21 protein-coding genes, 1 tRNA gene and 1 pseudogene are annotated in these 18,700 nt (G+C 69.4%); 8 read left to right on the top strand and 15 right to left on the bottom strand.

Annotated features, from left to right (window positions below; all coding sequences use genetic code 11):
• Positions 1 to 68: 68 nt before the first annotated feature.
• From ACF1G2_RS33180 to ACF1G2_RS33130, 11 genes are all read right to left on the bottom strand, one after another.
• Entirely contained in the window at positions 69 to 503 is a 435-nt protein-coding gene (locus ACF1G2_RS33180; protein WP_391801865.1) for a hypothetical protein, read from the bottom strand.
• Between the two features lie 71 nt (positions 504 to 574).
• Positions 575 to 898 carry a gas vesicle protein K gene (locus tag ACF1G2_RS33175; RefSeq protein ID WP_391801864.1) on the bottom strand — a complete coding sequence of 108 codons (324 nt, stop codon included), beginning with the start codon at positions 896 to 898 and terminating at the stop codon, positions 575 to 577.
• 5 nt (positions 899 to 903) lie between these two features.
• Positions 904 to 1,182 carry a gas vesicle protein gene (locus tag ACF1G2_RS33170; protein WP_391801863.1) on the bottom strand — a complete coding sequence of 93 codons (279 nt, stop codon included), beginning with the start codon at positions 1,180 to 1,182 and terminating at the stop codon, positions 904 to 906.
• On the bottom strand, positions 1,179 to 2,144 hold the full coding sequence (locus ACF1G2_RS33165) for a GvpL/GvpF family gas vesicle protein (RefSeq protein ID WP_391801862.1): 966 nt from the start codon (positions 2,142 to 2,144) through the stop codon (positions 1,179 to 1,181). The genes ACF1G2_RS33170 and ACF1G2_RS33165 overlap by 4 nt, the downstream gene beginning before the upstream one ends.
• Positions 2,141 to 2,596, bottom strand: a complete 456-nt coding sequence (locus tag ACF1G2_RS33160; RefSeq protein ID WP_391801861.1) for a gas vesicle protein — start codon at positions 2,594 to 2,596, stop codon at positions 2,141 to 2,143. Before ACF1G2_RS33160 ends, ACF1G2_RS33165 begins: the two co-directional genes overlap by 4 nt.
• Before the next feature lie 38 nt (positions 2,597 to 2,634).
• On the bottom strand, positions 2,635 to 3,834 hold the full coding sequence (locus ACF1G2_RS33155; RefSeq protein WP_391801860.1) for an SRPBCC family protein: 1,200 nt from the start codon (positions 3,832 to 3,834) through the stop codon (positions 2,635 to 2,637).
• Positions 3,827 to 4,483, bottom strand: coding sequence for a hypothetical protein (locus tag ACF1G2_RS33150; protein ID WP_391801859.1), 657 nt, complete (start codon positions 4,481 to 4,483; stop codon positions 3,827 to 3,829). Before ACF1G2_RS33150 ends, ACF1G2_RS33155 begins: the two co-directional genes overlap by 8 nt.
• Before the next feature lie 40 nt (positions 4,484 to 4,523).
• Complete coding sequence (locus tag ACF1G2_RS33145) at positions 4,524 to 4,781, bottom strand: gas vesicle protein GvpG (RefSeq protein ID WP_391801858.1); 258 nt, start codon at positions 4,779 to 4,781, stop codon at positions 4,524 to 4,526.
• Positions 4,782 to 4,842: 61 nt separating this feature from the next.
• A complete protein-coding gene (locus ACF1G2_RS33140; protein WP_391801857.1) occupies positions 4,843 to 5,556 on the bottom strand; it encodes a GvpL/GvpF family gas vesicle protein in 714 nt (237 codons plus the stop codon).
• A 3-nt stretch (positions 5,557 to 5,559) separates the two neighbouring features.
• Complete coding sequence (locus tag ACF1G2_RS33135) at positions 5,560 to 5,997, bottom strand: gas vesicle structural protein GvpA (RefSeq protein ID WP_383224504.1); 438 nt, start codon at positions 5,995 to 5,997, stop codon at positions 5,560 to 5,562.
• 157 nt (positions 5,998 to 6,154) lie between these two features.
• Positions 6,155 to 6,451, bottom strand: coding sequence for a gas vesicle protein (locus ACF1G2_RS33130; protein WP_391801856.1), 297 nt, complete (start codon positions 6,449 to 6,451; stop codon positions 6,155 to 6,157).
• 377 nt (positions 6,452 to 6,828) lie between these two features.
• Between ACF1G2_RS33130 and ACF1G2_RS33125 the strand changes: the two genes are divergently transcribed.
• The 4 genes from ACF1G2_RS33125 (at position 6,829) to tpg (ending at position 12,022) form a co-directional block, all read left to right on the top strand.
• Positions 6,829 to 7,971 (top strand): epoxide hydrolase family protein, encoded by a 1,143-nt coding sequence (locus ACF1G2_RS33125; protein WP_391801855.1) that lies wholly within the window; start codon positions 6,829 to 6,831, stop codon positions 7,969 to 7,971.
• A 304-nt stretch (positions 7,972 to 8,275) separates the two neighbouring features.
• Positions 8,276 to 8,977: a hypothetical protein gene (locus ACF1G2_RS33120; RefSeq protein WP_391801854.1), complete on the top strand. Its 702-nt coding sequence runs from the start codon at positions 8,276 to 8,278 to the stop codon at positions 8,975 to 8,977.
• 159 nt (positions 8,978 to 9,136) lie between these two features.
• Positions 9,137 to 11,452: a telomere-associated protein Tap gene (tap, locus tag ACF1G2_RS33115; RefSeq protein WP_391801853.1), complete on the top strand. Its 2,316-nt coding sequence runs from the start codon at positions 9,137 to 9,139 to the stop codon at positions 11,450 to 11,452.
• Between the two features lie 9 nt (positions 11,453 to 11,461).
• A complete protein-coding gene (gene tpg, locus ACF1G2_RS33110) occupies positions 11,462 to 12,022 on the top strand; it encodes a telomere-protecting terminal protein Tpg (RefSeq protein WP_391801852.1) in 561 nt (186 codons plus the stop codon).
• Positions 12,023 to 12,042: 20 nt separating this feature from the next.
• On the opposite strand, the gene ACF1G2_RS33105 is transcribed toward tpg, so the two are convergent.
• The 3 genes from ACF1G2_RS33105 to ACF1G2_RS33095 all read right to left on the bottom strand — a co-directional run bounded on the left by ACF1G2_RS33105 (position 12,043) and on the right by ACF1G2_RS33095 (position 13,927).
• The gene (locus ACF1G2_RS33105) at positions 12,043 to 12,993 is read right to left on the bottom strand and encodes a hypothetical protein (RefSeq protein ID WP_391801851.1); all 951 of its coding nucleotides are present in this window, start codon (positions 12,991 to 12,993) and stop codon (positions 12,043 to 12,045) included.
• Between the two features lie 176 nt (positions 12,994 to 13,169).
• A complete protein-coding gene (locus tag ACF1G2_RS33100; protein ID WP_391801850.1) occupies positions 13,170 to 13,700 on the bottom strand; it encodes a GNAT family N-acetyltransferase in 531 nt (176 codons plus the stop codon).
• A 71-nt stretch (positions 13,701 to 13,771) separates the two neighbouring features.
• A complete protein-coding gene (locus ACF1G2_RS33095) occupies positions 13,772 to 13,927 on the bottom strand; it encodes a hypothetical protein (RefSeq protein WP_391801849.1) in 156 nt (51 codons plus the stop codon).
• Positions 13,928 to 14,139: 212 nt separating this feature from the next.
• On the opposite strand from ACF1G2_RS33095, the gene ACF1G2_RS33090 reads away from it, so the two are divergent.
• A complete protein-coding gene (locus ACF1G2_RS33090; protein WP_391801848.1) occupies positions 14,140 to 15,540 on the top strand; it encodes an MFS transporter in 1,401 nt (466 codons plus the stop codon).
• 52 nt (positions 15,541 to 15,592) lie between these two features.
• Here ACF1G2_RS33090 and ACF1G2_RS33085 read toward each other — a convergent pair.
• Positions 15,593 to 15,670: transfer RNA gene (locus ACF1G2_RS33085), tRNA-Trp, on the bottom strand.
• A gap of 99 nt (positions 15,671 to 15,769) precedes the next feature.
• On the opposite strand from ACF1G2_RS33085, the gene ACF1G2_RS33080 reads away from it, so the two are divergent.
• The 3 genes and pseudogenes from ACF1G2_RS33080 to ACF1G2_RS33070 all read left to right on the top strand — a co-directional run bounded on the left by ACF1G2_RS33080 (position 15,770) and on the right by ACF1G2_RS33070 (position 18,489).
• A complete protein-coding gene (locus ACF1G2_RS33080) occupies positions 15,770 to 16,939 on the top strand; it encodes a competence protein CoiA (protein ID WP_391801847.1) in 1,170 nt (389 codons plus the stop codon).
• A gap of 104 nt (positions 16,940 to 17,043) precedes the next feature.
• Positions 17,044 to 17,688: a hypothetical protein gene (locus ACF1G2_RS33075; protein WP_391801846.1), complete on the top strand. Its 645-nt coding sequence runs from the start codon at positions 17,044 to 17,046 to the stop codon at positions 17,686 to 17,688.
• 31 nt (positions 17,689 to 17,719) lie between these two features.
• A pseudogene (locus ACF1G2_RS33070) lies at positions 17,720 to 18,489 on the top strand (IS5 family transposase).
• Positions 18,490 to 18,700 lie beyond the last annotated feature (211 nt).

Below are 18,700 nucleotides of genomic sequence, written 5' to 3'. Positions count from 1 at the left end.
AGACGGAGCGGACCGGAAGGCGTTCGGCGTACGCAGCAGCCGCAACGCAGATGCAGATGCAGGTGCGCTCAGATCCGTCCGCCTGCGAGCCGGGTGAGCGGGCCGACGGCCGGCTTGGCCGTGGAACGGCCGACCGCGAACGCGGCGCCGGCGACGCCGACGATGCCCGCCGCCGCACCCGCGGCTATCACCTTCCTGTTCTTCACGACGGCCCAGGCCGCGGTGGCCGCGGTCGCCGCCTTCGCGGCATTCGCCGTCACCGCCTGCTGGCCCATCTGCAGGCCGCTCGCGACCGCACGGCCGGCGGTCTTCGTCGCTTCGCCCGCGGAGCGGACGGCTGTCGACGCGGACTCCTCCGCGTCGCGGGCCGCCGTCTCCGCTTCGCTCGCCGCGGCGGTGGCCTTCGACTGGGCGCTCTTGGCGGTCGAGGTGGCCCGCTTGGCGGGCGACTTGCGCGCCGTCGTATTACCGGTTCCCTTGGCACTTCCGTTCGATGTACTCATGGCATTCCTCCTTGCCTGACTTTCGACGGTGAAACGGGGATCGCCTCACCGGAGCGCTGTGCGAGACCGGTTCATCGGCCGAGGGAGTCGCGAGGGAGGAGCGAACCCAACGGGCCCAGGTCCAGGTTCAGATCGTCCATGGACAGTCCGTAGCGCTCGCACAGTTCTTCCATACGCTCGTGCAGGATCATCAGCGTCATGCCGATGCGTTCCTCCTCGTCCGCGCCGAGGTCGCCCTGATCGACGCGGTGGACGGCGGTGCGTTCCATCAGCTGACGCAACAACTCGACGATGGTCAGGACGAGTTTGATGAGGTCGCGTTCCACGGTGTCGGGGTCGACGGACAGGCGTTGTGCCACTGCGCTGTCCCGCGCGGCCCCCGTCGTACTCTCCATGGCGGTCACCTCTTCGACTCGATGGCGTGGTCCCCGCGAAGGGCATCGGCACCGGACGTTCCTCGCGTCCACGGAGCCGGCTCGTCGCCCGTGATCGACCTGATGACCGCGCGCAGGTTGATGTGGACGAGGTCCACATCGGCGATGGAGAGCACGAGGTCTCCCGTCAGGACAGCACCCCCGGTCAACAGGCGGTCCAACAGGTCGATGAGCGCGACCGGAGGACCGGAGAGGCGCTCGACCGGCTCGTGCGAGCCGTCGTCCACGAAGAAGGGCGTACTCATCGCCTGGCCACCCCGTCTCCCTCCCTGCCTCCGTGTCCGTCCTTGTCCCCGACTCCGGCCCTGTCTCCGTCGCCGTCCACGTCCGTGGCGACGGTAGCGGGTGCCGAGAACGAGTACGGGGCCCACGGACCGGTCACCTCCACCCGCACGCCCGGGACCGGTCGCGCCGCCGCCTGGACCTCGTCGCGGAAGCGGGTCTCGGCGCCGGCAGGCACCAAGTAGGCGTGGTTGGCGATGTTGACCCCGTGCCGTCCCGACAGTCCGCCCTCCTGGGGACGGTGCATCACCGTGGCCCTCGCGACCTGCTGGGCCACACGCGTGACGTCGTCCACGACGGCGCCGGCAGCATGGAACAGGTCCTCGGTGTTGCGCCGTCGCTGCCGTCGCTGTTGCAGATACGCCCGGCCCGGACTCGTCGTACGAGCCCCGACCGACTCCTGAGAAGCAGTCTGCGGGGGTGACGCAACCGCCTTCGGGTCGGCGTGGACCTTCACGCCCAGCTCGACGTGACCGTCGAAACACGTCAGCATCTCGGCGAACCGGTCACGGTGATCGACCAGCATGCCGGTCACCCGGTCCTCGTCGGGACAGACCGTGGCGAGCCTGAACGGAAGGACCGCCGCCCGTGTGAACGCGGCGTCGACCACGTCGTGGTGGGCTCGGGCGATCTCCTCCAGCCGCCCGAGATCCTCCAGCTGCTGCCGTAGCGCCGCGTCGTCGAAGACGTCGGCCGGTACGGAGGACACCAGGGCGACCAGGCCTTCCGCCGGGACGAGCCCCACGCGATGGCCGTCGACTCCAGTCACCGTAGGGACGAGGGCGGAGAGGCTGCCGTCGTCCCGGCCGACGCCGTACACATACGCCATCGGGGGAGAGGCGGACATTCCCTCCGACCGGGGCAGGCCTTGCGCCCCCGGGGCGGGGGAGGGGACCACGTCGCGGTTCAGGTCACGTTCGCTCACCGTGCCTCCTCAGACCCCTGGCGGGCATCCGCCGCCGGTTCCCGTTCGTGTCCGTCCGGCAGGGCCTCGGCGCGCAGCCGCACGAGTTCGGCGCGCAGGCGCTCGTTCTCGTCGGCCAGGAGTTCTTCCCGGCTGCCGCTGTCGATCCCACCGGCCCGGCCACCGCCGTCGATCTGGCGGGGCGGGCGTGCCCGTGAGGAGAGGGAGGGATCGTGCTCCCACCAGTCGATGCCCATCTCCTTCGCCTTGTCGACCGACGCGACCAACAACCGGAGCTTGATGGTCAGCAGCTCGATGTCGAGGAGGTTGATCTGGATGTCGCCGGCGATCACGATGCCCTTGTCGAGCACGCGTTCCAGGATGTCCGCGAGGTTCGCGGACGAGCCCTGGCGGCTGCTCGGCGACGCGGCATGCGGTGATGCCGGTAGGCGTCCCGCGAATGATTCGGACACGTTGGAGACCTCTGTTCTCTGGGTGTGCTCTGCTCTCGTCAGCTGCCGACGGAGGCACGACGGCGGGTGCGGCGCCCCGACCTGCGCGGCCGGTCGGCCTCGGCCTCTTCGGCCGGTTCGTCCTCGGCGTCGTCGTCGAACTCGGAGTCCCGGTCGGCCATGTCGGCCTCTCCGGCTGGTTCGTCCTCGCCGTATCCGTCGGCCTCGTCGTCCGGGTCAGCCCCAGCTTCGTCCTCGACCTCTGCGCCGTCCGCGCCGTCCTCGTCGTCTTCGTCGAGTTCCTCCTCGTCGAGAGGCTCGTCGTACTCCTCGGGGCCGAGGTCTTCCTCCGACTCCTCGTCCGCGAAGTCCTGCGCTTCCGCGTCGGCGAAGTCCTCCGCCTCACCGTCGGCTCGGTTCTCCTCCTCGACCGCTTCCTCATGGCCGACCACGACCTCGCCGTCGCGGACCTCGCCCCGCCAGCCGTCGGTGGCCTCTCCGCGCAGCATCAGGAACTTGCGGTAGAGCTTCAGATCCAGCCGGGCGCGCCTGCCCTGAGCACGCCAGATGTTCCCCGTCTTCTCGAAGAGCCCCTTGGGGAAGTACTCCAGTACGAGCAGGACGCGGGTGAGGTCGTCGGTGATGGGGTGGAAGGTCACCACTCCCCGGACCGTCCCCTTCGCGCCCTCCGTGGTCCAGGTGATCCGCTTGTCGGGGATCTGCTCGGTGACGTTCGCCTGCCAACTGCGGGTCGACTTCGCGACCTTCACCTTCCAGTTGGTGGTCGTGTCGTCCGCCGTCTCGACGCTGACGACACCCTTGGCGAAGGTGCTGAACTCCTGGAACTGCGTCCACTGGTCGTACGCCTCACGTACGGGGACGCCGACATCGATGTCCTCGACGATGGTCACGCTCTTCGGCGCGCCTCCGCCTGACTTCCGGCCACTGCCGAAGAGACTCTGGGTCTTGTCCTTCACGGTCTCCTTGAACGCGGAGGCTCCGGCGGCGAGCACGGCCCGCGCGGGGGACTTGCCCTCGCCGAGAGCCTTCCCTCCCTTGGCGAGACTCTTGCCGAGGCTGCTCTTCGCGGCTCCGGGCTCGGCCAGCCGGGCCACGCTGTCGCCGAGGCGCTGACCGAGCCGGGTGACCGCGTCCTCGGCGCGTGCCGTCAGATAGAGCCGCAGCTCTTCCTTCAGTCTGTCGGTGGCAGGGTTCTCCGCCAGGTCGTTCTTGATCCTGCCGAGCGCCGAGTCACTCATCGCTGTCACTCCTGCTCTTCCGCGTGCGGGACGCCGTCGCCTTCCTGGGGGAACTCGCACGCTTGCGGGCGGTTGTCGCCTTGCGAGGGCTGCCGCCGGAGGAGCTGCTTCGGGAGGCCGATCGGCTGGGGCTCTTCTTCGCGGCGCTCTTCGCTGTGCTCTTGGCTGTGCTCTTCGCGGTGCTCTTCGTGGTGCTCTTGGCAGAGGCCGCCGGCCGCGCGGACTCCTGATCGCCGTCGCCGTCGCCGTCGCCGTCGCCATGGCCATCGCCGACGTCTGCGTCATCGACGCCGTCCCCGGTCTCGCGGTCGTCGAGGTCCTCGCGGTCGTCGAGACCGTCGTCGGTGTCGTCACGGCCGAGCGCCCGCGTGCGCTCCTGCAAGGAGTCGGCGAGGCCCGAGGCGCGCTTGGTGAGGGCCTGCGTCGCTGCCGACTTCGTGGCCTCGAACAGCTCTCTGCGAACCTGCTCGCTCAGAGCCCCCGCCACAGGCGAGGCTGCCAGCAGCTTCCCGATCCGTCGGGGGTCGAGGTCCAGTCTGCGTCCGGCGAGGAACATCCCCACCCCGATGGCCATCTTGGCCTTCCTCGTCCGCCCCAGGAGATAGCCGCCGACCAGCGCGGCTGTCGTCGTGGCATTCTTCGGTATCACCGGTACACCTCGTTCTGCCTCGCAATGTCACTGTGCTCGGTCATGAACCGTTCTCCGTCCGCATTCGGTACGCCTCGATCTCGTCGAGCCGGTCCAGAAGCGCGTCTTCGCGCCGGTCGAACTCCTCGGCGTCCACCCGCCCGCTCGCCAGGTCGTCCACGAGTGCCGCCAGCGCTGCTCGTACGGGCTCAGGGTCGTAGTACTCCCGTTCCGCGGCCAGCAGCACCTGGTCGATCACCCACGCGGTGCCGCGCACCGGTGCGAGCGGCAGGGTCAGAAGTCCGGTGAGCAGTCCCATGGCTCCGCCTCCTTCCCCGCGTCGCTCGAACCTGCTGCTGCCGGGCGGTGTCGGACCCGCGTCATACGAAGCTGTACGGCGGCAGCGGCCCGGTCAGCGTGAAGGTGCAGGCCTCGCCCTGCCGGTCGGCCTCTTCCTGGACGGTGCGGACGAACGCGTCCGTGGCGGTGGCCGGAACAAGGAACGAGACGTTGAGGAAGAGGCTGGCACCGGGCTCGGCGCGCGAGGCGCGGGCCGCACAGGGCAGCAGCCGCTCCAGCGTCTTCTCCGCCTGCGTGTTGTTGCGTTCGGCGACCTGGGCGGCTACGAGTTCCCCGAGGGCGATTCGGTCGTCCTGCCCCGCGGAGCCCGACCGCGTACGTTCGTTGAGCTCCCTGATCTGATCGGACTCCGCCACGATCTCCAGCAGTAGGTCCTGCTCGTCGCGGGCCGCCTTGAGGTTGAACTCGACGTGGCCTGCGAGTTCGGCAAGCCTGGCGATGTAGGCGTCGCTGTCACGCTTCAGCGCGGCGCCGACCTGGTCGTCGTCCGGGCCGAGCAGGCCGAAGCGCATCGGCAGCGTTGCTCCGTCCGTCATCAGGGTCTCCAGGACCGCCTCGTGCGCCAGCACGTCGCGGCGCTTGGCCCGCAGTCCCTCGGGTGCGTCGCTGACGACCGCGGCGACGTCGCCCGCGGCGACCGTCCGCAGCGGAGTCGGTGGGTCGCCCACCCCCTGGAGCCCGTCCAGGCGCAGTGGGTGATCGGCGCCGGTGATGGCGTAGATGTAGGTCGGCACTTGCTACTCCTCCCGTCGGGCGGCGGACGTGCGGCTGGAGGCGGACTTGCGTGCCGGCCGCTTGCGGGGCTCTTCCTCGGACTCCTCGCGCTTGCCCTGGAGGGAATCGGTGAACGCCTCCACGGCGCCGGTCAGCGCCCCTTTCGACTTGCCCTTGGCGCCGCTCTCGGTCATGTCGCCGACGATGTCGGTGAGCTGCGTGGGCGCCTTCCGCCCGGACTCGAGGTCGAGCCGGTTGCACGCCTCGGCGAAGCGGAGGTACGTGTCCACGCTGGCCACGACCACGCGGACATCGATCTTGAGGATCTCGATCCCGACCAGGGAGACGCGGACGAACGCGTCGATCACGAGCCCTCGGTCGAGGATGAGCTCCAGCACATCGTAGAGATTTCCCGAGCCGCTTCCGCCGCTCGTGGCATTGCTCTGTTGGACGAGTGTCACAGTGAACTCCTTCCGGTTCAGCGCCTGTCGACTGCTGTGCCTGTGGCTTCTGCTGTGCCTGTGGCTTCTGTGCAGTCGGCTTCTGCGCCTGTCGGCTTCTGTGCCTGTCGACGCCGGCGAACGGTGGCGCCCCGGCACGGCCGGCGCGCCACCGCCGTCAGCGACGGTCGATCTGGCCCCGGGCGTAGCGCCGTGTGCGCTCGTACGCGACGAGCTGTCCCTCCGTGTCGAGGGCCACGCGGTACGAGGCCATGACGCTCATCGTGTCCGGCACCTTCTCCAGCTCGACGACCTCCACCTCGGCCGCCCATCCGTCTTCCGTGGCTTTGACCGCGGAGACGGATCCGGGTTCGCACTGCAGCAGCTCCGAAAGCTGCGCGGATGCACGGCGCATGGCCGTGGCGATGTCGAGCTTTCCGGACGTCTTCTTCTTCTCGTCGTCAGTCGCGCTCATGTTCCCGCCTGTGAGGCCTGGATGACCGCCCTGGAGCGGTGCTCCAGCAGCTGTCGATGGCTGACGTTCGCGTGCCCGGCGCGTCCGAACGTATGCGTGACCGACCTCGAAACAGGTCGGCGAGAGCCGATGGAGGCCTCGATCCCGACCGATGCCCTCCGCCCCGCTGCCTCAAAACGGATACGCAACAGCCCTGTTGAGGGCGGCAGCGGCGACGGTCCCTCACCGGGACGACCCGGAGCCACTCCAACTCCGTTGCGCACGCTCACGTTTTCCATGGCCCGGAACGGATCCGCCCGGGCTCCCTCCCCTGACCCTCTTGCGTTAGTGGCACTAACGGTCTAGCTTTGTTGGTGTCACGAACGTTCGTCGTTCGAATGAATTCAGGAGGGAAGACCGTGATCAAGCCGTTCCGCATCGACATCCCCCAGGCCGACCTCGACGACCTCAACGACCGCCTCGCTCGCACCCGATGGCCCGACGAGGTCGCCGACGCCGGGTGGGACTACGGCTTCCCGCTGGCGCGACTCAGGGAGCTGGCCGAACACTGGCGCTCCGGCTACGACTGGCGTGCCCATGAAGCCGAGCTCAATCGGCTTCCGCACTTCACCACCGAGATCGACGGCCAGAACATCCACTTCGTCCACGTCCGCTCCTCGAACCCGGACGCACTCGCACTGGTCCTCACCCACGGCTGGCCCGGTTCGTTCCTGGAGTTCCTCGATGTGATCGAGCCGCTGTCTCGCGACTTCCACCTGGTGATTCCGTCGATCCCTGGCTTCGGTTTCTCCGGGCCGACCCACGAGCGAGGCTGGGACATCGTCCGTGTCGCGCGGGCCTGGGCCGAGTTGATGCACCGCCTCGGCTACGAGCGGTACGGCGCGCAGGGCGGTGACTTCGGCGCCGGCATCTCCTTGGCGCTCGGCGCGGTGGCTCCCGAGCGAGTCGTCGGGGTGCACGTCAACTACCTGCCGACCCGGCCGGATCCCGATGCCGGCCTAGAGCTGTCCGGATCGGACGAAGTCCGACTGGCCAAGGTCAAGCAGCTGATGGCCAACCGTCCGCCGTACCAGGCGCTGCAAGCCCTGACACCCCAGACCATCGGCTACGCACTGACCGACTCGCCAGTGGGGCAGCTGGTCTGGATCGCCGAGCGCTTCGCCCAGTGGACCGACCCGCGCACGCCGATCAGCGACGAGCGGATGCTCACCGACATATCGCTGTACTGGCTGACTGCCACCGCGGCTTCCTCGGCGCGGCTCACCTACGAGGCCGCCCGTCGGATCGAGCGGTGCCCGGTGCCGGTGGGCGTAGCGGTGTTCGCGCACGACATCACGCAGTCGGTGCGACCGCTCGCCGAACGGCTGTACGACATCCGCCACTGGTCGGAGTTCGACAGAGGCGGCCACTTCGCCGCGATGGAGGTACCCGAGCTGCTCGCCGCGGACGTGCGGGGCTTCTTCCTCGACGACTCCACCGTCCGCGGAGCTGGACTCGTCGAACGCGAATCCGCGCGCTAGCGCCGCCGGAGCGGACCCCAGGCGACCGGCTGCCCTCGCCCTCATGCCCGAGCGTCCCAATGTCGAGAGGCTGGTTACGGCGTGTAACGCCGCGCGGGTCAGTTCACCACCTGACGGAATGGTGTGCGACGGGGGTGAGTGGCGCGCCCTCAGTCATGGATGCGGAGGCACCGGCGACGGATGGGCCGTCCGCCGGCCTGGCCCCGTAGCGCCAGACTTGCCGATGGTGATCGAAGCGATGTCACTGAGTGCCAACTCGGTTTACAATGCGTCGAGTTGACGGATGCGAGGGGGAGTGGTGCGCATGGATCCGTCGGTCGGGATCGTTGTGCTGATCGCACTGTTCTACTGGTCGCTCTATGCCTTGTTCGTATGGGTGCGTGAAGCCGTGCATCGGAGGGGCCTGCCGGAGCCGTCGATAGCGCGGGGGCAGCTGGAGATGTGTCAGGGGCAGGCGTTCCGCGAGATCTGCCGGCGGGCCACGAATCCGGGTCCGCGTGTGGTGATGACGGACTACTTCGCCGAGCGTGGATGGAACCGGGCGGACGTCCTGCGGATCCTGGCCGAGCCACTCAAGCACAAACTGATCAAGGTGAAGGGTTGGCGGTTCGGCGGGTACAGCGTGACGCGCAAGGGCTGGGCCGAGTACGAGAGCAAGTTCATCTGGTCAGGAGGCGAAGGAATGCACATCTCCGCTACGTCGGGCGGGTTCGTCGTCGCGAACGTCAACAGCGCCCACGCCACGGCCCATGGCGGCTACGGCAACCGCGTACAGGCGCCCGACGTGCCGCACCAGCAGCTGATCGATGCTCTGCGTACGGACGCGGGCGACGCGACGACCGATGAGGCGGTGCGGGCGCGGGAGTACGCCGAAGACCTGTCGTCGGCCCTGGAGGTCCAGGACACCGACAGGACGGCCCGCATCCTTGGACGGATCAACGCTCTCCTGTCCAGCGCCACGGCGGCCTTCACCCTCACCCGTGAGCTGCTCCCCCCTGGTTCGTAACGCGCGTCGCACTGACGAGCCCGCCCTCGGCAGAGCATGCTCGAACCGGCTCCCTCACCGACCCCCGGCCCATGCTGATAATCCGAGGATAAATCCGAAGAATAACTAGGGTACAAATCTGCGAGGCAGCTGCGCTAACGTTCGCACTGGAGGTGAAGGATGCCGACAGAGGATGAGCTGTTCGCAGCCGTGGACGCGCTGCTCGCCGGAGAGCCCGAGATGCCCGGGCCGGCCGAACGCGCTCGACTGCGCGAAGCCGCCGGGATCACCCAGGCCCGGCTCGCACAGGTGCTGCAGACCACGGCGCAGACCGTGAAGAACTGGGAGGCCGGCCGCGCCGAACCGCGCCCCCCGCGCCGCCAGGCCTATCAACGACTCCTTGACGGCTGGTCAGCCCAGTTTCCCCTCGACTCCCACCTCATGCCGCCCGAGGCCGACGCGGCGGAGGCGGAAAGTGCGGAGCAAGGAGGCGCGGAGTCAGTAGCGGCCTTCACCGGTCGGGCGGGCTCGGCGCAGCGAGCGACCGAGTCCGCAGGCCAGACTCCGACCACCCCGACCACTCCCACCACCCCGGCCGCCCCGACCGCTCCAGTCGCCCCGACCGCTCCGGCCGCCCCGACCGCTCCGGCCGCCGTGGCCGAGCAGACCGTGCCGCGTCCGGCACGGACCGCCAGGAGCACGTCGACCGCCCGCCGTCCCGGCGTTCGTAAGGCAGCGGAGGCAGCCACTCCGGAGCCCGGCGCCGACCCGCGGTTCGCCAACGGCCCGCTCGCGGTGGTCGACACCGACGAGTCCGGGCAGGTGCTGGCGTACTGCCCCGGCGGCCTGGTCCTGGACGTGCCCGCGAAGAGTCTCTCCTCTCTGCTGGACTGGACCCTCGCCGAGGCCAGACTCGGGCAGCCGAAGCTCTCCGGCCCTGGCAAGCCGGCCGATCCGCTGCTCGTGCTCACCGAGTCCGCGCTCGAGCGTTACGGCCTGCCGGCCGCCCTCACCGACGAGGAGCGGCATGCCGGACGTCTGCCGGAAGACCACAAGGTCATCAAGCAGCTGGTCCGTTCGGAGTGGAAGCTGACCAAGCGTGGGTTCGGGCCGTGGGCGCGGATCTACCGCCCGGCCGTCGGCTCGGAGCGTGCCTGCGTCCAGTTGTGCATCCCGTCGTGGAACGCGCTGGATGCCCGGCACTGGGGCGAGGCCGGCCAGCTGCCCCCCGCGGAACTCGCCCGGCTCCTGGGCGTGTACGCGGCCAGGGTGATGACGCCCCGCGGTTCCACCGCCGTGACCGGCCTGGAGCTGATGACCGCACTGCACCCGCCGACGCGCGCCTCCGAACAGGACGCCGACGGCAAGCGGCACTCCGAGCACAACCCCGGATCGCTGGGGAAAGACCCGGTGGACTGCGCGCCGTGCGAGGCCCCGGACGGCCACCCGCTGCTCAAGGACCTGCCGCGATTCCACGTCCGCGGCCCGGCGGAGAAGCTGTTCGAGGAGGCGTACGACTGGGCCCGCCCTCTCACCGACGCCGAATGCCTGCGCCGCCACCTGGTCGGCGTCGACGTGAACATGGCCTTCGCCGCGGGCGCCAACGGACTGAACGTCGGCCTCGGAGCGCCGACGCACGTCAAGGCCCCGCAGTTCGACCCGAAGCTCCCGGGGAGCTGGCTCGTGGACCTGTCGCACGTCGACCTGTCCCGGGTGAAGGCGGGCAAGGACTGGGTCGACCTGGACGGCAGCCTGCTGCCCAGTCCCTTCACACCGAAGGGCGAGCGCCCCGAAGGTCCGGCCTGGTACGCCACGCCGACCGTCGCGTACGCGGTGGAACTCGGCTACGAGGCGCGTCCACTGGAAGCCTGGGTCCGGTACGACAACGGCCGCTATCTGGACCGCTGGTACAACCGCCTGCGCGACGCCTACCTCGCCACCATGGCCGACCTCGGCGTCGACGCCGATCTGTCGCCGCAGGACTTCCTCACGGCGATGGACGAGTACAGGAGCCGCGACCCCGAGCTGGCCGTCGTCGTATCGGCGATCAAGGCCACGGTGAAGGGCGGCCTGGGGAAGCTGCGGGAACGCCCGCGCGGGGAGGGCTGGCGGCCGGGCGAGCCGTGGCGCGCCCTCTCCCGCCCCACCTGGCGGCCGGACATCCGCGCGGCGGTCATCTCCCGCACCCGGATCAACCTGCACCGGAAGATCGTGAAGCACGCGTCGTTCACCGGGCAGTACCCGGTCGCAGTCCTCTCCGACTGCGTCGTCTACGCGGCCGACGGGCCCTCGCCGCTGGACTTCCTTCCGTATCGGGAGGGCAAGGCGCTGCCGGGCGGCTTCAAGCTCGGCATCAACCCCGGTCTGGTCAAGCACGAGGGAACCCAGGACGTCCTGTGGGGCGAGGAGGTCCGCGAGCGGTTCGACGCCCCGGAACTCAACCTCGCCCGTTACATCAAGGACGGCTCCGTCACCGACGTCGACAGCGGAGAGTAGGAGAGGGCGATGAGTCTGTTCGGAGACGGCCTGGACGCCGCGGTGCGGAAGACGTTCACCCGCCCGGCGCCCAAGAGCGCCGGCGCGCAGATGCGGTACTTGGTGAGGCAGCACAAAGGCAGCACGAAGGCCGTCTCCGAGCTGCTCGGAATCACTCAGCGCACGGTCGAGCGCTACGTGAAGGACCAGATCAAGAGACCGCGCCCGCATCTCGCCGCCACGATGGACAGCGAGGTGAAGAAGCGGTGGCAGCCGCAGATCCGCGCCAAGGCACGGAAGAGGGCGGCGACGACCGACGGCATCGTCATCGACACGCGCGCCCGCCTCGGCTACACCGCGCCGATCGGCTCTACGGACCAGGACCGGATCCGCCACCTGACCGTCGCACTTCCGCCCCACCACGCCGCTCGCCTCTTCGACGCCCAGGAGCAGGGCGCCACCGAGGACCAGCTCCGGGAGATCGCGGCGGACGCCCTCAAGGAGGTCTACTTCCAGGACGGCGGCCGCCGCGCCGGATCCCTGGAAGAGGTCCGCATGCTCGACGTCCAGCACCTCGAATTCGAGCTGTAGAGAGCGGACGATTCGCGTCCTCAAAGGATCCACGGCTTCCCTCGTGAACGAGTCTCGTCGCTGATTTCGCCTTCGGGCCTGGCTGTCGCGCCATCAACATCGTCCTCGTCCTCGTCGTCGGAAGCCCGGTAGTGGTACGCGTCCATCCACCAGTCGTCGTCCGTCCAGTCGTCGTCTTCACCGCTCTCCTCCTGGAGCTCTCGATCGGCGCCCCGCCGCCTGCTGTGGTCGCCGATGCTCCGCAGGACGTGCGACCGCTGCTGCTCGTCCAGCGCCGCGAGGGCCGGATGCGACGCGCCACGGGCCCGGTCGCCCAGAGGGTCGTGCAACGCCGTGCGGGCGTGGACGGCCTTGTGGGCGTCGTCGGCGAACCAGAGCGCCGCGAGGCCCGCGGCGGCGACCGCCGCGGCGGCCCATTCCAGGACTCCGTGCGGGAACTCCATCACCAGCAACACGCCCGCCACGCACCAGAAGCTGACCAGCGCAACCACACCCGTGCAGGCACAACAGTCCAGCACCGGCCGCCCCTCGCCGTCCGGCATACGGGGGATGCGGGGCAGAAGGGCGTCCTGCTCGTTCTGGTACGCGATGCGCCGCGACGGGTACTCCTCGTCGCACCAGTCGATCCATCCGATGGACACCGGCTCGGGATCGTGCCGACGTACGGCCTCGAGCAGGGCGGCGGGCAGCCTGTGGGCGGGTGCCCGACCGGGGTCGCGCCCTGCCTCGGTCAGGCGAGCCGCGCCTTCTCCGTCGATGTCGACATACCCGCCGAGCAGCAGCTCGGCTGCCGCCGCCTCGGTTGCCCGGGACGCCATCGCGGCGGCGTGGTACGGCTCGAGCTTAAGGGCGGCGACCGTCGAGAGGATCTCGCGCCGGATCCGGGACCGACGCCGCCACTGCAGCCCGATGGCCCCGTACACGGCGGTGGCGACGGTGAACACAGATACTGCCAGGACGAATTGGAGCACACCGCGAGGCTAGGTCCGCGAGTGCCGGAGCAGGAATGGATTTTCTTCAGCCGGGCCGCCTGCCCGGCAGGGGCTGCGGTGAGCCGTACGTACATTCGGCAACGGTGGCTTCTTGTACGGCGGCTGTACGTGTGCCTTGGTCGCCCTGCCACGTACGGACGTGGCCGCACGGCCGCTCAAGGGCAAACCGTGCCGTTGCTCCCACGCCACTCGTCCTCGAGGATGCTGAACATTTCAGAATCCCGCCAACCGTCCCGGATCAGCGCGGTGTGACGATGACGGCCTTCCCATGTCATGCCGAGCTTCCCGAGCACCCGCGCCGATCCGAGGTTCCGTGGGTCACACGTGGCGTAGATGCGGTGGAGCTCGAGACTCCGGAACCCTCGGGCGAGTAGTTCCTGCCCGATCGCCGTTCCGACGCCCTGTCCCCAGACCCGAGGGTGCACGGCGTAGGTGATCTCTCCCTGACCATGTCCGCGGCTCCGGATGTGAAGTTCTCCCATGCCGACGACGTCGTCCCCCACACGTGCTGCATAGGCGAACCGCTGCTGAGGTGAGTGCGCCCACGCCTCGACCGCACTCGTCACGAACGCACGTGTCTGCTCCTCCGTGTTCGGTCCCCAGGTCTGGAAGCGGGATGTCTGGGTGAGGGAAGCCCAGGAATGGACAGCTCGCCAGTCCGCGAGCTCGATCCTGCTCAAAGTCACCGAATTCCGTACCACATGCTGATCCTGTCAGATGCCCGCTCGCTGCTCCGGACCTGACGGTCGCCGTCGGCTCAGGCCGATACGGTCCACCCGTTGGCGGCGACGAGTGTGGCCGTCAGCGAGTGCGTATCTCCGAAGGCGAGCTCGGCGTCTTCGGTGATCTCTTCGATGTCGAGGACCTGGCCGGTGTGGAAGGTGGAGGCCCAGCTGCTCGCCGGCCGGGTCACTCACAGCGGAGCTCCAGGACCGAGCAGCAGGACCGACGAGCAGGACCGACTCCAGAACCGGTCCATGTCCTTGGCGGCCAGAGCTTGTACGCCCTTGTCGAACCCGAGTTTGCGATATCCGCAAATTCTTTCGCCGATTGACGCCCGTCGAGCCGAGCATGGGCGGCAGACGACTTCGGCTGGCAGGCGGACCGGAGCAGGAGGGGGTACCCATGACCGCGACGACATCCCTGGCCACCACACCGCACGCAATGAGCGCACGGAGACGTTGGACCGTGCTCGCCGTGTGCGCCCTGAGCATGTTCCTCGTCGGGGTCGACACGACGATCGTCAATGTCGGGCTGCCGGACATCGGACGCGGCCTGGGCGTCGGGACCCATGGTTTGCAGTGGGTCGTGGACGCCTACACGCTCGTCCTCGCCAGCCTCCTCATGGTGTCCGGCGCGCTGGCCGACCGCTTCGGCCGACGCCGGGTCTTCCGCTTCGGCCTGGTCGTCTTCGGGCTGGCCTCCCTCGCGTGTGCCTTCGCACCGTCGCTCGGGGTGCTCGTCGCAGCCCGTGCCGTCCAGGGAATCGGCGCCTCGATGCTGAGCCCCGTGGCGCTGGCGATCGTCGTGAACGCGATGCCGGACGCCCGCGAGCGCGCGCGGGCGATCGGGGTATGGGCAGCGGTCTTCGGGCTCAGCATGGCGGCGGGACCTGTCACCGGCGGGGCGCTCATCGTGTCATCCGGCTGGCGGTCGGTGTTCTGGATCAACGTCCCGGTGGTCGTCGCAGCCCTCGTCCTCGTCGCGGTTTTCGTGCCGGAGTCCCGCGGGGAGTGTGCCAGGCGGTTCGACCTGCCCGGCCAGCTCCTGCTGACCGCCGCGCTGTTCCTCGGCGTCGGCCTGCTCATCGAAGGCCCACGCATCGGCTGGGCATCGCCCGCCGCCCTGACGGGCTACGTCCTGATCGTCCTCGCCGCAGCGGCCTTCGTCAGAGTCGAACACCGCATGCCCGAACCGCTGATGGATCTCGGGCTCTTCCGGCGGCCGGCCTTCACCGCCGCCGTCCTGGGCGCCGTGTCCGTGTTCGTCGCGCTGAGCATCAGTCTCCTCCTCACGACGCTCTACCTCCAGCAGGCCCGAGGCTGGACGGCGCTCGCGTCGGGCCTCGCGACCCTGCCCATGGCGCTCGGCGCCACTCTGTGCGCCCCCTGGTCCGGCATTCTGGTGGCGCGGCACGGGCCCCGGATCCCGCTGCTCGTCGCAGGCGGCTTCACCGTGGCCGGCGGTCTGTGTCTGGTGAACCTGGACCAGGAGACGCACCTGGGGCTTCTCCTGACGTCCTATCTCCTCATCGGCGTCGGTTTCGGCTTCGCCAACGCGCCCCTGACCAACACCGCCGTGAGCGGCCTACCGCGCTCCCAGGCCGGCGTGGCCGGGGCGATCACGTCCACCGCGCGCCAGGTCGGCTCTGCGGTCGGCATCGCGCTCGCAGGTGGCCTGGTCGCGGGGGCCGCCCCGACGGTACTGGCCGAAGCCTCCCGCACCGGATGGCTGCTCGTGGCCGCCTGCGGACTCCCTCTCCTCGCCGCAGCGCTGACCACGCGAACAACGTCCGCCCAAGCGTGATCAGTCCGCCGCGCACCCACGAGCCGACGGGATCGCCTTGGTCGACGTGCAGTGGCAGGGGCGACAGGATTCGAACCTGCGGCGCGCGGGTTTGGAGTCCGCTGCTCTGGCCTGGCTGAGCTACGCCCCTTCGTCGAGGAGAGCTTGGCATCGCGGCTGTGTCGCATGCCACCCGATTTCGGTGCCGCCAGACGGCGTGGAGCCGACTGCGCCGGGAAAGGCTCCGGCAATGCCGTTCACCGCCCAGCACGCCGAGCACGGCCGGCTGGACGCCACCCAGCCCGATCTTGGCTGCGGAGTGAGCTGGGAGGCGATCCATCGGGCCAGGGCTCCGTTGCACTGCCCGGCATGCGGCGGGCGGATGGTCGCCCGGCGTTCCGTGCTGGGCCTGCCGCACTTCGCCCACCGCCGGCGTACGCCGGACTGCCCGCTCGCGGGGGAGAGCGCAGAACACCTGCTGCTGAAGTCCGACCTTGCCACCGCGGCCCGTGCGGCCGGCTGGGACGCCGTCCTCGAGGCCGCCGCGCCTCACGGCGCCTGGCGGGCGGACGTGCTGGCCGTCTCCCCGGACGGACGCCGGTTCGCGCTGGAGGCCCAGCTGTCCCCGATCACCCAGGACGACGTCCTGAAGCGTACGGAGCGATACGCCGCGGACAAGGTGGGGGTCTGCTGGTTCGACGAACGGGAGCGCCCTCGGCCGTGGATGAGCGCCGTTCCGGCGCTCCACGTGACCAGGGCGGCTGAGGGACGCCGGTCGGTGCGTGGGGTGATCGCCCGGTACGCGGCCGAGGACGGCTGGAGCGCGGTCGCGGACGTATCCCTGGGAGCCGCGGTGGGGTGGATCCTCGAAGGGCGCGTCGCCCCGCACGAGGAACGGTACGTCCGGGGGGCCGCCGCTCCTGGCGGCGACGACTACCGGGGCCGGTTCTGGACGGCGCCGCGCTACGCGGCCGCGGCTGAGGAGGAGGCAGCGCGCCGGCACGCGGAACAGCAGGCGCGTGAGGCCCGATGGGAGCGGAAGCAATCCGCCCGGAAGGCGCGGGCGGTGGCGTACAAGCAGTTCTGGGCCCGGACGGGGATCGGATCGGAGTGGTGGCAGACGTTCGAGACGATCGTGCGAGGCGCCCTCGGTGACGACATGTTCTTCGGCGCGCCGTCTGCCGCCTATGGAGACGGCAGGCCGCTGTACGCGAAGAAGGACGCAGAGCTTCGCGTCGTCGCGGTGGCACTGCCGGCTCGCCTCGGGGCATGGGCGGAGGCGATACCGATCATCGTCGACGACGTCCCGACGCTGAGCCGGATGGCCGCGTTGGCCTTCTGCGACATGAAGGTGTTCATCGCGGCCCCGGGGGCGGAGTCGTTCGAGTGCTGGTGGGTCCGGCCGGGCGGGGTGTACTAGGACCTGTGCCGGGCGATCACGTGTCAGTTCGGTGAGAGCGATCCGGATTGGGCCTCTACGGGAAATGGATCTTCGTCCGATGTCGGCTGTGGCAAGGTGCTCGCATGTCCAACCCCATCGCGTACCCGATCTTCCGCACCACCGACCCGGTACTCGCTCTGCGCGTGGCGCGTCAACTCGTGGCAGTGGGCGACCGGCAGTACGCGGAGGTGTCAGTGGACGTCGAGCTGTGCACTGTCCCGGAAGTGTTGCGGATACGCGAGGCGCTGCCGGATGCCTGGTTCCGGAAAGAAGATGTCGAGGACTGGGCGCGGGATCCTTCCGACCCGACGGGTTTGCACGGCGGAGTCCACGCGCCCGAGCTTTCCAACGATCCGGACTTCCTCTCCTCGCACCTGCCGCTCTGGGCGTCGATGGAATACCTGCCCGTGGGCAGCGTCGAGGAGGAGTTCGCTGCCTTGGTAGGCCCGAACTTCGGCGAGATCTGGTGGTCCGGCTTGATCTGGCCTGATGTACCGGACCGTGACATCCACGGCGAAGCCAACAACGCCCGGGTCTCTTTGCTGTTCAACTGCCGACCCCAAGACCTCGACCAGCGCTCCGGTGACCACACTGTCCTCGTCCACGTGCGCCGCAGGAATCGCGACGGGTCCGAGGAACGGCACGCCTCCTGGCTGGCAGAGCAGATCGGACAGTCCGTCATCGGTGATCCCCTGATCGGTTCCAGCCAGTCAGGGTCGATCACGTGACTGCTCCGGCCACACGTTGTTTCAGGTGGACATGGGGCGGGGTGAACTGAGTGACGCAGAGTGGGTACGGCTACAGCCGTTCCTGCCGGTCAGCAACAGGCGTTCCTGCCGGTCAGCAACAGGCGTTGCGGCCGGTGGCGGGACCATCGGCAGGTGGTCAACGGGATTCTTCCCCGGGCCCGGACGGTGGGTGAGATCGACTCGGACACACCCATCGCCGGCTCCCCCCCTCGAAGGGGGACCTGCCAGCAGAACACCAGGGCGAGACGCCATGGCAGAGCCTCGTCGCCCGCCTGGTGGAGGTGGTGCTGGAAGGGAGGGCCTGGGCCGTTCGCGCGGCGGATTCACCACCCAGACTCACCTGAGCGCGGACGGCCGCTGCCGTCCGCTGTCCCCGGTCGTCACGCCAGGGCAGCGAGCGGACTGCACCCAGTTCAAACCGGTCCTGGAGAAGATCCGCGTTCCCCGGCTCGGGACGGGCAGGCCCCGCAAGAAGCCGGACAGTCTCGCCGCGGACAAGGCCTACAGCATCGGGCCCTGCCGCGACTACCTGCGACGCCGCGGCATCCGACCACCATCCCGGAGAAAGCCGACAGCCAGGCCGCCCGCCTACGCAAAGGCTCGCAAGGCGGACGGCCACCAGGCTTCGACGAGGACCGCTACAAGCAGCGCAGCACCGTCGAACGAGCCATCAACAAGCTCAAGCACGCCCGAGCAGTAGCAACCCGCTACGACAAGCGTGGATACGTCTTCCTTGGAACGGTCACCGCCGCAGCTCTCGTCATCTGGCTCCGAACGTGATCACCCGGACAGGTCCTAGCCGAGCGGGGCAGGCTCGGCGCGCGAGTCGGTGGGCAGGTCACCGCGATGGCGTGCGGATGCGATGCCGGTGGGCGGACCTGCAGTACCGGCGTACGTCGACGGGCGCTCCCACGCAGCCCAGCGGGGCGGCATCGGCTGCCCCGTTTCCGCGTACGGTGCGCGAGCGCGCTCGACGAGGTCGCCGGCTGCG

Source organism: Streptomyces sp. NPDC013457 (assembly GCF_043089925.1).
GTDB lineage: Bacteria > Actinomycetota > Actinomycetes > Streptomycetales > Streptomycetaceae > Streptomyces.
Note: the sequence above shows the minus strand (reverse complement) of the source record. Positions and strands in the feature narration are given on the sequence as shown.